Source organism: Mycobacterium interjectum, assembly GCF_900078675.2.
GTDB classification, from domain to species: Bacteria; Actinomycetota; Actinomycetes; order Mycobacteriales; family Mycobacteriaceae; genus Mycobacterium; species Mycobacterium interjectum.
Window position 1 is genome coordinate 1429407 of the sequence record NZ_LT546237.1, and the last position, 12728, is coordinate 1442134.

At 67.9% G+C, this 12728-nt stretch carries 13 protein-coding genes and 3 pseudogenes; 5 read left to right on the plus strand and 11 right to left on the minus strand.

Annotated elements, in window-relative coordinates; all coding sequences use genetic code 11:
• Positions 1 to 556, plus strand: a pseudogene (locus tag BN4348_RS61370) (hypothetical protein); the annotation flags it as partial.
• A gap of 6 nt (positions 557 to 562) precedes the next feature.
• Here BN4348_RS61370 and BN4348_RS41050 read toward each other — a convergent pair.
• Genes BN4348_RS41050 through BN4348_RS41065 form a run of 4 tightly spaced genes read right to left on the minus strand, consistent with a single transcriptional unit; the run spans position 563 to position 2693 of the window.
• Complete coding sequence (locus BN4348_RS41050; RefSeq protein ID WP_066912641.1) at positions 563 to 1288, minus strand: DUF72 domain-containing protein; 726 nt, start codon at positions 1286 to 1288, stop codon at positions 563 to 565.
• On the minus strand, positions 1285 to 1920 hold the full coding sequence (locus BN4348_RS41055; RefSeq protein ID WP_066912643.1) for an HhH-GDP family DNA glycosylase: 636 nt from the start codon (positions 1918 to 1920) through the stop codon (positions 1285 to 1287). Before BN4348_RS41055 ends, BN4348_RS41050 begins: the two co-directional genes overlap by 4 nt.
• Positions 1921 to 1964: 44 nt before the next feature.
• A complete protein-coding gene (locus tag BN4348_RS41060) occupies positions 1965 to 2297 on the minus strand; it encodes a TfoX/Sxy family protein (protein WP_066912645.1) in 333 nt (110 codons plus the stop codon).
• 6 nt (positions 2298 to 2303) lie between these two features.
• Positions 2304 to 2693 carry a nitroreductase family deazaflavin-dependent oxidoreductase gene (locus BN4348_RS41065; protein WP_096866135.1) on the minus strand — a complete coding sequence of 130 codons (390 nt, stop codon included), beginning with the start codon at positions 2691 to 2693 and terminating at the stop codon, positions 2304 to 2306.
• 192 nt (positions 2694 to 2885) lie between these two features.
• Between BN4348_RS41065 and BN4348_RS41070 the strand changes: the two are divergent.
• Positions 2886 to 2984, plus strand: a pseudogene (locus BN4348_RS41070) (LuxR C-terminal-related transcriptional regulator); the annotation flags it as partial.
• Positions 2985 to 3023: 39 nt separating this feature from the next.
• Here BN4348_RS41070 and BN4348_RS61375 read toward each other — a convergent pair.
• From BN4348_RS61375 to lon, 3 genes and pseudogenes are all read right to left on the minus strand, one after another.
• A pseudogene (locus tag BN4348_RS61375) lies at positions 3024 to 3224 on the minus strand (IS30 family transposase); the annotation flags it as partial.
• A complete protein-coding gene (locus tag BN4348_RS41075) occupies positions 3220 to 4311 on the minus strand; it encodes a transposase (protein ID WP_160040422.1) in 1092 nt (363 codons plus the stop codon). The pseudogene BN4348_RS61375 and the gene BN4348_RS41075, both read right to left, overlap by 5 nt.
• 150 nt (positions 4312 to 4461) lie before the next feature.
• Entirely contained in the window at positions 4462 to 6780 is a 2319-nt protein-coding gene (gene lon, locus BN4348_RS41080) for an endopeptidase La (RefSeq protein WP_066912648.1), read from the minus strand.
• Between the two features lie 90 nt (positions 6781 to 6870).
• Between lon and BN4348_RS41085 the strand changes: the two genes are divergently transcribed.
• The gene (locus BN4348_RS41085; RefSeq protein WP_066912650.1) at positions 6871 to 8001 is read left to right on the plus strand and encodes a phytanoyl-CoA dioxygenase family protein; all 1131 of its coding nucleotides are present in this window, start codon (positions 6871 to 6873) and stop codon (positions 7999 to 8001) included.
• A gap of 2 nt (positions 8002 to 8003) precedes the next feature.
• Here the strand turns inward: BN4348_RS41085 and BN4348_RS41090 are convergent, their stop codons facing one another.
• A complete protein-coding gene (locus tag BN4348_RS41090) occupies positions 8004 to 9257 on the minus strand; it encodes an alpha-hydroxy acid oxidase (protein ID WP_066912652.1) in 1254 nt (417 codons plus the stop codon).
• 19 nt (positions 9258 to 9276) lie between these two features.
• Between BN4348_RS41090 and BN4348_RS41095 the strand changes: the two genes are divergently transcribed.
• Entirely contained in the window at positions 9277 to 9708 is a 432-nt protein-coding gene (locus BN4348_RS41095; RefSeq protein WP_066912654.1) for a DUF1810 domain-containing protein, read from the plus strand.
• Here the strand turns inward: BN4348_RS41095 and BN4348_RS41100 are convergent.
• The 3 genes from BN4348_RS41100 to BN4348_RS41110 are packed head-to-tail and all read right to left on the minus strand — an operon-like array spanning position 9694 to position 12149.
• Positions 9694 to 11010, minus strand: coding sequence for an alpha-amylase family protein (locus BN4348_RS41100; RefSeq protein WP_066912656.1), 1317 nt, complete (start codon positions 11008 to 11010; stop codon positions 9694 to 9696). The genes BN4348_RS41095 and BN4348_RS41100 overlap by 15 nt on opposite strands.
• A gap of 5 nt (positions 11011 to 11015) precedes the next feature.
• Complete coding sequence (locus tag BN4348_RS41105) at positions 11016 to 11552, minus strand: alkyl hydroperoxide reductase (RefSeq protein ID WP_066912658.1); 537 nt, start codon at positions 11550 to 11552, stop codon at positions 11016 to 11018.
• A gap of 9 nt (positions 11553 to 11561) precedes the next feature.
• Positions 11562 to 12149: a peroxiredoxin gene (locus tag BN4348_RS41110; protein ID WP_066912660.1), complete on the minus strand. Its 588-nt coding sequence runs from the start codon at positions 12147 to 12149 to the stop codon at positions 11562 to 11564.
• A 101-nt stretch (positions 12150 to 12250) separates the two neighbouring features.
• On the opposite strand from BN4348_RS41110, the gene BN4348_RS41115 reads away from it, so the two are divergent.
• Positions 12251 to 12728, plus strand: a 478-nt coding sequence (locus BN4348_RS41115) for a LysR family transcriptional regulator (RefSeq protein ID WP_142308801.1), incomplete at its 3' end; no start/stop codon positions are given.

Genomic DNA, 12728 nt, shown 5'->3' on the forward strand with positions numbered 1-12728 from the left:
CCCGCCGCTGCGGGCGCTGGCCGCCGAGGGCAACGTCGGCAGCATCCGCGCGCTGTCGCCCGACACCGCCGGCGCTCTCGATGCCGCCGTCGCCCGGATCGGGCACCGCGGGCCCGGTGAAGCCGAGCTGGCCGGCCGGGTGTTCAGCGACAATCCGGCGATGTTGCTCATGGCGGCCGCCGAGGTGGCCGACGCCGACGAGACCCCAGCGGCCACCGCCACGCCGACCGAGCCGGCGCAGGCCTCGACATTGGCACGAAGAATGGCCGACAACGCCCGCGCGTCGCGGGAGCTGGCCCACGACGGCACCATCCGGTTCACCCACGAACTGCGGATGACCTTGCGGGAGTTAGGGTCTCGTCGGGTCGAGGCGGATCTGTTCGACGCCGTCGACGATGTCTACTACCTGACCTGTGACGAACTGGTCACCATGCCGGCCGACGCCCGGTTGCGGATCAAGCGCCGACGCGCCGAACGGGACCGCTTGCAGGCGCAGCGCCCGCCCGACGTCATCGACGGGGCGTGGACCGCGGTCGACCCGGTCGGCGGCGCCTGACCCGGGTCAACCCAACAGCCCGCGCAGATAGAGCGCGTTACGCACGGCGTGCCCGCCGAGGTCGTTGTTGAAGTACATCCACACGTCCCTGCCGTCGCCGTCCCATTCGGCGATCCGGTCGGCCCACTGCCGCAGCTGGTCGTCCGAGTAGCAGCCGGCGTAGATCGCGTCCTGATCCGGGCCGTGCATCCGGACATACACCAGGTCGGTGGTGGCCCGCGGAACGCATGCCAGTCCGGCGCCGCTCATCACCACGTACGCGGCCCGTCGTCGTTCCAGCAGCTCGTACACGGCGGGGTCGTTCCAAGATGGATGCCGCAACTCGACGGCCACCCGGATCGCCTCCGGCACGAGCGCCAGGAACCCGTCCAGGCGCGCGTCGTCGCGCTGTTGCCCGGGGTGCAATTGGACCAGCAGCACCCCGGCCCGATCGCCCAGCAGCTGCCAGCAGCGTTCGAACCGCTCGATCCAGGGTTCGGGGGAGGAGAGCCGGCGGTAGTGCGTCAGCCCGCGATGCGCCTTGACCGACATCTTGAACCCGTCGGGAAGCTGGCCGCGCCATCCGGCGAAGGTCGATTCCTTGGGCCACCGATAGAAACTGGCGTTCAGTTCGACGGTGTCGAAAACCTCGATGTAGCGGGCCAACCGGCGCGCGGACGGCAGGCCGGGCGGGTAGAGCACATCCGCCCAGTGGTTGTAGGACCATCCCGATGTGCCGATCCGTACGGTCAAGCGGCCACCCGCCGGCGCACCTCGTCGTCGAGCGCCGCCCGCACCAGCGCGGCCGCCAGTCGCGCATTGGCATGCGGCGCAAGGGCTCCCAGCCTCGCCGGCTGTGTGGGCAGACCCAATTGCTTTGCGGCCGCGATGGCGCGGTCGTCGAAGTGCGGCCGCACCCAGGTCCAGACGTCCTGCACCTCACGCAGATAGATATCGGCACCGGTGTCGCCAATTCCCTTGAATGCCTTCAGCATCCGTTTCGCCGCGGCCACATCGTGCCGGCTGCGTTCGGCGATGCCGCGCAGATCGCCGGCGTATTCGTCGCACACGAACTCGGCCATGTCGGTCAGGCGGGTGGCCGAGCTTTCGTCGTAGCGCACGTAGTGGGCGCGGCCGAACGCGCTGATCATCGTCTGCCTGTCAGCCGCCAGCACGGCTTTCGGTGTGCGCAGGCCCGCCTTGAAGAGTTCGTGCGCGGCGCGCATGGCGATGGCGGCATCGATCGGCTTACTGGCCAGCATGACCAGCACCAGCAACTGGAACAGCGGCATCGGCTTGTCGCTGATCTTGATGCCGGCCTCGGCCGCGTAGGTCGTCCCGGCGACCTTGAGCAGCCGCCGCACAAGTTGCTCGCGCCTGTCCATACCGCACCGCTTACCCGGACCTCGTTGCAGCTAACCGAGCGCGGTCATTTCGGGGGCAGGCTCCTGGCATAGCCGACGCCCCGGGTGACCCAGCCCTGCAACAGGCGTTTGGTTCGCAGCCCGCCGGCGTCGATGCGTATCCAGCCGCGGGCCTCCCGTCCCGCCATCACCATCGGGCTCACGTGATCCCGCGCCAGCAGCTTGTCGCTGTCGTCCGGCGGGACGCGTACCAGCAGCCCGCCCTGGCCACTGGCGGCCACGGACATGTTGCCGTTGATCAGGAAAGCCAGGCCCCCGAACATGCGCTTTTCCTCGACGCCCCGCTCGGAGCCGAGCAGTTCGCGGATCCGGTTCGCGAGGTCTTCGTCGTAGGCCATGGGTCATCAGTCCAGATCGACCCGGATCGTCAGCAGGTCGGTCCCCATCGTCCGCACGCCCGCGCTGTTGAGCCGCGGGAGGCTCCGCAGCCGCTGTCGCGGGTCGTCGTCGGGCAGCAGATGCGCGGTGCCGCTGCGCCACTGGCCATTGATGCGCACCCGCACCGCCGGATTGGCCTTGATGTTGTAGACGTAGTCCGAGTGGTCGCCGTGTTCGGAGACCATCCAGAACTGGTTGTCCACCACGCTTCCGCCGACCGCCGTCCGGCGCGGCTGCCCGCTCTTGCGGCCCGTGGTTTCGAGCATGGTCACCGGCAACTGCCGGCCCACCGGGTTGACGACAAGCCGTTGAACTCTGTGCACGAATCGCCGTTTCAGATTCATGCCGTTATTCAACGCCGACCCTTCCGCCGATGTCACGCGCAACCGAGACAGCCGCCCCCGTGGGGGCGGCTACCGCGGCCCGGCGGGTACGTACCGGTTTGGCGGGGGGGTTCGGGCGTGCCGGGGTCGCCGTTCACCTGGCCTCCCGCACCGCCCGCGGGCGGGTACGCCCGCAAACCCGCGGACGTGTTGACGCCCCACTGCTCCCCGCGGACCGTTCAGGCCCACCTGTGGCATGTCCTCACCAAGCTCGGCCTGACTTCCCGCGTTCAGCTGGTGCAGGAAGCCGCGCGGCACAGTTAACGCCGAGCGTGACCCCACTGTCACGCTCGGGGGGTGAATTCAGGGTTTGGTTGCAACAGTGGTTGTTGTCGGGTTTGACAGTAGTCGGTTGAGGATTTGGGCTGGTGTGTCGAATCCGAAGCGTTCCCGTGGCCGATTGTTGAGTTGCAGGGCGACGTAGTCCAGGTAGTCGCTGCTGTAGATCGATAAGTCGGTGCCCTTGGGGAAGTATTGGCGTAGTAGGCCGTTGATGCTTCTATGTCAACGCGAGCGGTTGGTATCTGGTGATCTGGTGCTGCCAGGAAGCTTGATCAGTGTGCATAGCTCGGTAGATCACATCGACAAGGTGGCGTTTGAGGATACGTCTGGCGCCACGGGCGCCCTTCACGGGCTCCTGGCGTGCGATGAGGTGTTGGGCGGCCGGACTGAAGCGCTTCTGCACGATGGCGGCGGTGTAGAGGACGCTGTTGAGGCGGCGGTTCCCTCCCCGGTGAAGGCGGTGACGTTCCTCGTCGGACGAATAGACCGGGATTGGAGCGCAGCCGGTGTAGCGGGCCAGTTTGGCCGAGCTTGAAAACCGTGTGATGTCACCGATTTCGGCGAGCAACACCGCCGCAGAGTTATGGCTGATCCCGGTGATTGCCAGCAAGTTGGGCGCGAGGGGGCTGACGAGCTCTTTGATCATGGCGTCGAGATCATGGATACGTTGGTTGACCTCAGCGAGCTCGCTGATCATCTCGACGATCACATGACGGACGTGGGCGCCCACCTGCACGGCGTCGAGTCGTGCGGTCAGCGTCATCAGAGCCTTGGTCCGCGCCAGATCGCCCGGCGTGTGGACCCGCATCTCCGGATCATCAGGAAATGTCCGGGCCAGCACACCGGCGATCTGGCGAGGACTGTGTTTGTCGTTGAGCCGTTGTTCGACAACAGCACGCAACGGCTCACAACGCCCAATCTTGCCCATTTTGGGGCGACGTGCCCGCGCCTGGCTGCGGGCTTGCGCGATATGAGCCTGATAGCTCACCACAGCATCCCAGCCGCCGCGGTTGGCCCCGAACCGGTGCAACCGTCGATACCGGCCAGTGGACCCACGTCCTCCACCATTGATCGCGATTTCGCGCATCACCGTGGAGGGATGGCGCCCCAACTCCATGGCGATCGCCCGAATCGACTTCTTCGCGGCCACCCCGACCATGATGATTTCGCGTTCGGCAATGCTCAGCCGCGGCCGCAGCCGTCCGACCGGATCCGTTAACTGAGGGTTCACCCCGCCACGATCCCGAAACCATTGCCGCGCGCAGCTTCCCGACACGCCAAGCATCGGCCCAGCATCGGTGGGTGTCATTCCCGCACCAATTAACCGCCAGAACCTGCGCTCAACCGAAACCGCGACCCCATAACTAGCCATCAACACTCCCGAAATCACGAAGTGTTGCAACCACCCCTAGAACTCAAGCCCCGAACGTGACGGCAGCGTCACGTTCGCGGCTTGGGACTAGGCCGCCGCCGTCACCGCCTGCGAAACCGGTTCCAGCGCCTGAGCGACGATCTCGGCGACGTCGGTCATCGGCCGCACCTCCAGGGCGTCGAGCACCTCGGCGGGCACGTCGTCCAGATCCGGCTCGTTGCGCTGCGGAATGAAAACCGTTGACAGGCCCGCGCGTTGGGCGGCCAACAGCTTCTGCTTCACGCCGCCAATCGGCAGCACCCGGCCGTTCAGCGTCACCTCGCCGGTCATCCCGACGTCGGAACGCACCTGGCGCCCGGTCGCCATCGACACCAGGGCGGTCACCATCGTGACACCGGCCGACGGGCCGTCCTTGGGCACCGCGCCGGCGGGCACGTGCACGTGGATGCGCCTGTCGAGCGACTTGGGGTCGACGCCCAACTCGGCGGCGTGCGAGCGCACGTAGGACAGCGCGATCTGCGCCGACTCCTTCATCACGTCACCCAGCTGACCGGTCAACTGCAAGCCCGGCTCACCATCGGTAGCGCCGGCCTCGATGTAGAGCACGTCGCCACCCAGGCCGGTGACGGCCAGGCCGGTCGCCACGCCGGGCACCGCGGTGCGTTCGGCCGACTCCGGCGTGAACCGCGGACGGCCGAGGTAGTCCACCAGATCCGGCTCGTCGACGGTGATCGGCTCGGGATTCTCCGCCAGCTTGGTGGTCACCTTGCGCAGCGCCTGGGCCAGCAGCCGCTCGAACTGCCGCACGCCCGGCTCGCGGGTGTAGTCGGCCGCGATCTTGCGCAGCGCCGCTTCGGTGACGCTGACCTCGTCGGCGCTCAGCGCGGCCCGCTCCTGTTGCCGCGGCAGCAGGTAATCGCGGGCGATGGCCACCTTGTCGTCCTCGGTGTAGCCGTCGATAGCCACCAGCTCCATGCGGTCCAGCAACGCCGACGGGATGTTCTCGATCACGTTGGCGGTGGCCAGGAACACCACATCGGACAGGTCCAGGTCCAAATCCAGGTAGTGGTCGCGGAACGTGTGGTTCTGCGCCGGGTCGAGCACCTCGAGCAGCGCTGCGCTCGGGTCGCCACGGTAGTCGGAACCCACCTTGTCGATCTCGTCCAGCAACACCACGGGATTCATCGATCCCGCCTCGCCGATGGCCCGCACGATCCGGCCCGGCAGGGCGCCCACGTAGGTGCGCCGGTGCCCCCGGATCTCGGCCTCGTCGCGCACGCCGCCCAGGGCGACGCGCACGAACTTGCGGCCCAGCGCGCGGGCCACGCTCTCGCCCAGCGACGTCTTGCCGACCCCGGGGGGACCAGCCAGCACCATCACCGCGCCGGAGCCGCGGCCGCCGACGACCTGCAGCCCGCGCTGGGCGCGACGGGAACGCACGGCCAGATATTCGACGATGCGGTCCTTGACGTCCTGTAGCCCGTGGTGGTCGGCGTCCAGGATCTCCCGCGCGGCCTTCAGGTCCGTCGAATCCTCGGTCTTGACGTTCCACGGCAGGTCCAGCACGGTGTCCAGCCAGGTACGAATCCAGCCGGATTCCGGACTCTGGTCGCTGGCGCGTTCCAGCTTGCCGACCTCGCGCAACGCGGCCTCGCGCGCCTTCTCGGGCAGGTCGGCCTCCTCGACGCGGGCCCGGTAGTCATCGGATCCGTCCGGCTCACCCTCGCCCAGCTCCTTGCGGATAGCGGCCAGTTGCTGACGCAGCAGGAACTCCTTCTGCGTCTTCTCCATGCCCTCCCGCACGTCTTCGGCGATCTTGTCGTTGACCTCCACCTCGGCCAAATGCGAGCTGGTCCAGTCGATCAACACGCGCAGCCGCTCGGCGACATCGACGGTCTCCAGCAGCTCGCGCTTTTGCACATCGGTCAGGTATGACGCGTACCCCGACGTGTCGGCCAGCGCCGACGGATCGGTCAGGCTGTTGACGTAGTCGACGATCTGCCAGGCCTCGCGCCGCTGCAGCATCGCCAGCAGCAGCTTCTTGTACTCGGCCGCCAGGGCCTTGACCTCGTCGGTCGCCTCGGGCTCGGGAACCTCGGTCACCTCGACCCACAGCGCGGCCCCCGCCCCGGAAGCGCCCGCCCCGATGTGGGCCCGGCGCTCACCGCGCACGACGGCGGCGGTCCCACCGCCGGCGATCCGCCCGACCTGCAAGATCTTGGCGATCACGCCGTGCGTCGCGTATCGGTCGTCCAGCCGGGGCGCGATCAGCAGTTCCCCGGACTCGCTGGCCTGCGCGGCGTCGATCGCCGCCCGCGCGGCGTCGTCCAGCTCGATCGGCACCACCATCCCGGGCAACACGATCGTGCCGGTGAACAACACAGGCACTGACTTGCCTTCAGCCATCAATCCTCCAAAAGTTGAGTCTGATGCGCTTAACCCAGCCCGGTACTGGTTTGTTCCCCGGCGGGGATTCGCTGCGCGCATAATCGGTGCGTGGCACTGTCCCGTCCGGTCGCGAGCCCCGTCGACCCGGGCATCCTCGAAGCCGCGGCCAGAGAGCTGGTTGCCGGGGCGATCACGTTCCTCGTCGACGACGCCGCAGTCACCTACGCCGTCGACGGCTCGGCGATTCGCGTCGAGGACGGACACGCGACGCATGCCGACGTCGTGGTGCGCCTGTCCCGGCCGGCGTGGGACGACATGGTCGACCAGGTCCGCACGGTCATCAACCTGTTGCTCAGCAACGACCTCGTCTTCGAGCGGGGAGGATTCGAGCGGCTGGCCGACTGGGATCCGGTGCTGCGGTATCTCCACGCCGGCATCCCGCCGTACGACCCCGCCCGGGCCGACCTGCAGGGGCGCGACCCACGCGCCGTCTTCACGCTCGACGCCGGCGACGACGAGCTGGCGGCACAGCTACAGACGATGGGCTACCTGCACGTCAAGGAGGTCTTCGCGCCCGAGGAGATGCGGGCCGCCAACCGCGAGGTCGACCGCCTTGCGGCGCAAGCCCGCCCCGGCGACGACCGATCGTGGTGGGCCACCGCCGAGGACGGCAGCACCGTGCTGTGCCGCCTGGTCTACGCGACGTTGCGCTCGCCGGTTCTGGCCGCCCTGGAAAACGATCCCCGGGTGCGCCGGCTCGGCACTCTGACCGACCGCGCCCTGCGCGCGGCCCCCGATCGGATGGAAGGCAGCGCGGTGCTGCTCAAAGCGCCGGGCAACACCAGCGGGCTGTCCAACATCCCCTGGCATCAGGATTGCGGCATGGGCGGCCACGGCATCATGTGCCCCGCGGTCAGCGTCGGCATCCAACTCACGGGCTCGGATTCGTCGACCGGCAATCTGCAGGTCGTTCCCGGCAGCCACGGTCAGGCCATTCATTACCGGTGGGAACGGCGGCTGCAGCAGGTACCGGTCGTGAGCATCGACACCGCACCCGGCGACGTCACAGTTCACGTCCAGGACCTGATGCACGCCTCACCGCGGCCGACCGGCGCCGGCGGCCGCCGGACCATGTACGTCACCCACTACCCGCCGCAGCTCTTCGAACACATCGGACCGGGCCAGGCCTTCAACGACCTGGTGCGCAACCGCACCGAGCAGGTCGCCCGCCTGCAGTAGCGCTACTGCACGGGCCCCAGCCGGCGCAGCTGGGTCACGTGCTTGGGGGAGAGCTCCTCGAGGCAGGTGACGCCGAGCAGTCCCATCGTCCGCAGCACCCCGCCCTGCAGGATTTCGATCGCACGCGTCACGCCCGCCTCACCACCGGCCATCAGCCCGTAGAGGTAGGCCCGGCCGATCAGCGTGCACCGGGCCCCCAGCGCGATCGCCGCCACGATGTCGGCGCCGGACATGATGCCGGTGTCCACCAGGATCTCGGTGTGCTTGCCCAGTTCGCGCGCCACCGCGGGCAACAGGTGGAAGGGCACCGGGGCCCGATCCAGTTGGCGCCCACCGTGATTGGACAGCACGATGCCGTCGACACCGCGGTCGACGACGGCGCGGGCGTCCTCGAGCGTCTGGATCCCTTTGACCACCAGCTTGCCGGGCCATCGGGCCTTGACCCATTCCAGGTCGTCGAAGGTGAGGCTGGGGTCGAACATGGTGCTGAGATACTCGCCGACGGTGCCCGACCAGCGATCCAGCGACGCGAAGGCCAGCGGCTCGGTGGTCAGCAGGTCGAACCACCACTTTGGGTGGGGCACCGCGTCCAGGACGGTGCGCAGGGTCAGCGTCGGCGGGATGGTCATCCCGTTGCGGTTGTCGCGCAGCCGCGCGCCGGCGACCGGGACGTCGACGGTGGCCAACAGCGTGTCGAAGCCCGCGGCGGCCGCGCGCTGCACCAGCGCCATCGACCGCTCGCGGTCGCGCCACATGTACAGCTGAAACCACTTGCGGCCCTGGGGGACAGCGGTGACCAGGTCTTCGATCGCGGTAGTGCCCAGGGTAGACAGCGAGAACGGGATCCCCGCTTTGGCGGCCGCCCTCGCGCCGGCGATCTCGCCCTCGGTGTGCATCAACCGGGTGAATCCCGTCGGCGCGATCCCGAACGGCAGGACGACGGGCTGGCCCAGGACGTTCCATCCGGCGGTCACTTGGGAGACGTCGCGCAGGATCGTCGGGTGAAACTCGATGTCGCGGAAGGCCTCTCGGGCCCGCTGGATGGACAGCTCATCCTCGGCGGCCCCGTCGGTGTAGTCGAACGCGGCCCGGGGCGTGCGGCGTTTGGCGATGCGCCGCAGGTCTTCGATGGTGAACGCGGCGTCGAGGCGGCGCTTGGTCGCGTTGAACTGCGGCCGTTTGAACTGGAGCAGCGGCGCGAGGTCACGCACTTTGGGCACTCGTCGTTTGACGGCCTCCCGTCTTTTAAATTCCATACTGTGCAACCGTAGCCGTATGGCGAGCGACCCCTTCGACCTGAAACGCTTCGTCGATGCCCAGGCCCCGGTGTACGACAGCGTGGTCGAGGAGCTGCGCGGCGGGCGAAAACGCAGCCACTGGATGTGGTTCGTCTTTCCGCAACTTCGCGGCCTGGGCAGCAGCCCGACGGCGGTCCACTACGGCATCTCCTCGCTCGAGGAGGCGCGGGCCTACCTGCGGCACGAGCTGCTCGGGCCCCGACTGCGCGAGTGCACCCGGCTGGTCAACGACGTCCGGGACCGTTCCGCAGCGGACATCTTCGGTTCCCCCGACGACCTCAAGCTGCGCTCATCGATGACACTGTTCGCCCGCGCGACCGAGGACAACGACGACTTCGTCGCGCTGCTCGATAGCTACTACGGCGGCCGGCACGACGAGCTGACGCTCGCCCGGCTACGCGAGACCTAAAATTCGCCAGCCATGAGGTTCGACCACCACCGTGTCCACGACCTCCTGCGGCGGCGCCGCCGACCCGCCGAGAACCTGGCCGCGCGGCGCGCCGAACTCCGAGAGCACCAGGCGCAGCGGCTCGTCGTCGATGTTGAGCGCGACCAGCAGCGCGTTGTCGCCGCTGCGGGTCTCGTAGACGTAGTGGCGATTTTGCAGCCGCACCGCGGTGGTCGACGCCGCATGCAACCACGGGTGGCGACGGCGCAAACCGACCAGGAACTGGTGCAGCGCCCACATTTCGGTGCCGAACCCGTCCAGTTCCATCGGGGGGGAGCCGAACTCGGGTCGTACCGCGTCGTCACCGCCGTACCGATCCTCCTTGACACCGCGGAAGCCGAGCTCGTCGCCGGCGTACACGCTGGGCACACCCCCGACGGTCAGCAGAATCACCAGCGCGTGGGCCACATGCTCGGGCCGCTCCAGCCGGCTGGCGATGCGGGTGACGTCGTGGTTGCCGATGAACGTCATGGGGGCGAAGCTGGTCAGAAACGCGTTGTGCCGCTGCAGCGCCCAGTCCAGCTCGAAGAAGTTGCCGTCGTTGAGGCCGCTCCAGATCGCCTTCCACAGCTCGTATTGGGTCGCCGAGTCAAACGTCGCCGCCTCGACGACCGCGGCGTAGTCGCCGTGAATGAGCTCGCCGACGAACCAGGCGTCCGGGTGTCGCTCGCGCACCCTCGGTAACGTCGCGGCCCAGAATTGCTGCGGCACAATGTAGGCCGCGTCCAAACGCCACCCGTCGGCGCCGCGCCCAAGCCAGTGGGCCATCACGTCCACCGTGTAGTCGATGACCTCGGGGTTGTCGTGGTTGAGCGTGATGAGCTCCGAGTGGCCCTCGAACGTGTCGAAGCGACCCGGGCGACCGCGAAACCAGCGCGCCGACGCCTCATCGTCCGGCGCCTCGCGATAGCGCGCGAAATCCACGCCGACATGGTTGAATACGCCGTCGAGCAGCACGCGCAGACCGCGGCGATGGGCCTCGGCCACAAGGTAATCGAAGTCGGCGTCGTCCCCGAGCCGCGGATCGATGCGGTAGTGGTCGGTGGTGTCGTAACCGTGGGTGCGCGAGGCGAAGATCGGCCCCAGGGCGATCCCGGAGGCCCCCAGCGCGATGGCGTGGTCGAACCAATCGACGAGCCGCCGCAGCCGGTGTTGGCTTGGCTGCGGCGGCTCAGACGACTGCGGCGCGGGAAACGCGCCGACGAACCCCAGCGGATAGACCTGCCACCAGAGGGCGTGTGCTACCCAGGCCGGCGCCGTCACCGCGATCAGCCGACGGCGGCCGGGGTCTGAGTGGTCACGATCGCCTGTGCCACACCGGAAACGATCGCCGCAGCCTTGAGTGCCTCGTTGATGGTCTCCCGGCTCACCCCCGCCTCGCGCAGCGTGTGTTCGTGCGCGGTCACGCAGTCCGGGCACCCGTTGATCGACGAGACCGCAAAGCACCACAGCTCGAAATTCGCCTTCGCCACGCCCGGATTGGCGATGATGTTCATCCGCAGGCCGGCCCGCAGGTCGTCGTAGGAACCGTCGAGGAAGCCGCGGCCGCGGTAGAACACATTGTTCATGGCCATGATGCAGGCGGCTCCCAATGCCGCCTGATACGCCTCGGCCGACAGGTAGTCGGCCGCCTCGGCGCCAATCTCGGCCAGCACCTGGGCATTCCGCGTGGCCGCGGCGCCGGCCAGCAGGGTGCCCCACAGCTGCTCTTCGTTCAGCTCGGTGCTGCGGGTGATCGAGCCCAGGTTGAGCTTGAGGTCCTTGGCGTACTCGGGCAGCGCGGCCTTGAGGTTTTCTACGCTCATGTCCCCCTCCTAGGCGGAAGCCTTGAGCAGCTCGCCGGCGTCGATGGTCGGGTCGCCCTTGCGCCAGTTGCAGGCGCACAGCTCGTCGGATTGCAGTGCGTCAAGGACGCGCAGCACCTCGTCGACATTACGCCCCACGGATCCGGCGGTCGCCGAGACGAATTGGATTTCGTTATTTGGATCGACCAGGAAGGTCACCCGGTCCGCAACGCCCTCGTCGTTGAGCACGCCGGTCGCCAGTGCGAGCTCCCGCTTGATGTCCGAGAGCATCGGGAACGGCAACTTCTTCAGGTCCTCGTGCTGCGCGCGCCACTGGAAGTGCACGAACTCGCTGTCGACCGAGACACCGAGGATCTGGGCGTCGCGGTCGGAGAACTCGTCGTTGAGCTTGCCGAACGCCGCGATCTCCGTCGGGCACACGAAGGTAAAGTCCTTGGGCCAGAAGAAAACCACGCGCCACTTGCCGGGGTGGTCCTCGTTGGTGATGGTCGTGAAGTAATCGCCGGGCTGCTTGGCGTCGACCTTCGACAGATCGCCACCGATCAGCGCGGTGAGCTGGTAGGCGGGGAATTGGTCGCCGATTGTCAGCAGGGACATCTCACTCCTTATTTGGAATCACTCAAGATTAGCCGTCTGTCCCCATGATGCCGCCCGGCCCGTTTGAAGTAAAGGTGATATATCACACTATACTTATAGCCATGTCCGATAAGAGCTATCAGCCGACCGTCGCCGGGCTTCGCGCGTTCGTCGCGGTGGCGGAAAAGCAGCATTTCAGCAGCGCCGCAACGACTCTCGGGGTAAGCCAGTCGACGTTGTCGCAGGCGCTGGCGGCGCTGGAGGCCGGCCTCGGCACGCAGCTTTTCGAAAGGTCGACGCGGCGTGTCTTCTTGACGGCGGAGGGCGCGCAACTGTTGCCGCGGGCGCTGGCCGTGGTCGAGGCCGTAGACGCGTTCACCACCGCCGCCGCGGGCGCATCCGACCCGCTGCGGGCCGGCGTGCGGCTGGGACTGATACCGACCGTGGCGCCCTACGTGCTGCCGACGGTGCTGGCCGGCCTGGCCGAGCAGCTGCCGTCGGTGACCCTGCGGGTGATCGAGGACCAAACCGAACGGCTGCTGCGGCTGCTGCGAGAGGGGGCGCTGGATGCCGCGCTGATCGCGTTGCCGGCCTCGGGCG

Coding starts and splice junctions, on each gene's coding strand:
- BN4348_RS41055 (WP_066912643.1), bottom strand. CDS start 1,920: ATGGACAGGCGCGAGCAACTTGTGCGGCGGCTGCTCAAGGTCGCCGGG.
- BN4348_RS41060 (WP_066912645.1), bottom strand. CDS start 2,297: ATGGCCTACGACGAAGACCTCGCGAACCGGATCCGCGAACTGCTCGGC.
- BN4348_RS41075 (WP_160040422.1), bottom strand. CDS start 4,311: ATGACACCCACCGATGCTGGGCCGATGCTTGGCGTGTCGGGAAGCTGC.
- lon (WP_066912648.1), bottom strand. CDS start 6,780: ATGGCTGAAGGCAAGTCAGTGCCTGTGTTGTTCACCGGCACGATCGTG.
- BN4348_RS41090 (WP_066912652.1), bottom strand. CDS start 9,257: ATGGAATTTAAAAGACGGGAGGCCGTCAAACGACGAGTGCCCAAAGTG.
- BN4348_RS41095 (WP_066912654.1), top strand. CDS start 9,277: ATGGCGAGCGACCCCTTCGACCTGAAACGCTTCGTCGATGCCCAGGCC.
- BN4348_RS41105 (WP_066912658.1), bottom strand. CDS start 11,552: ATGAGCGTAGAAAACCTCAAGGCCGCGCTGCCCGAGTACGCCAAGGAC.
- BN4348_RS41110 (WP_066912660.1), bottom strand. CDS start 12,149: ATGTCCCTGCTGACAATCGGCGACCAATTCCCCGCCTACCAGCTCACC.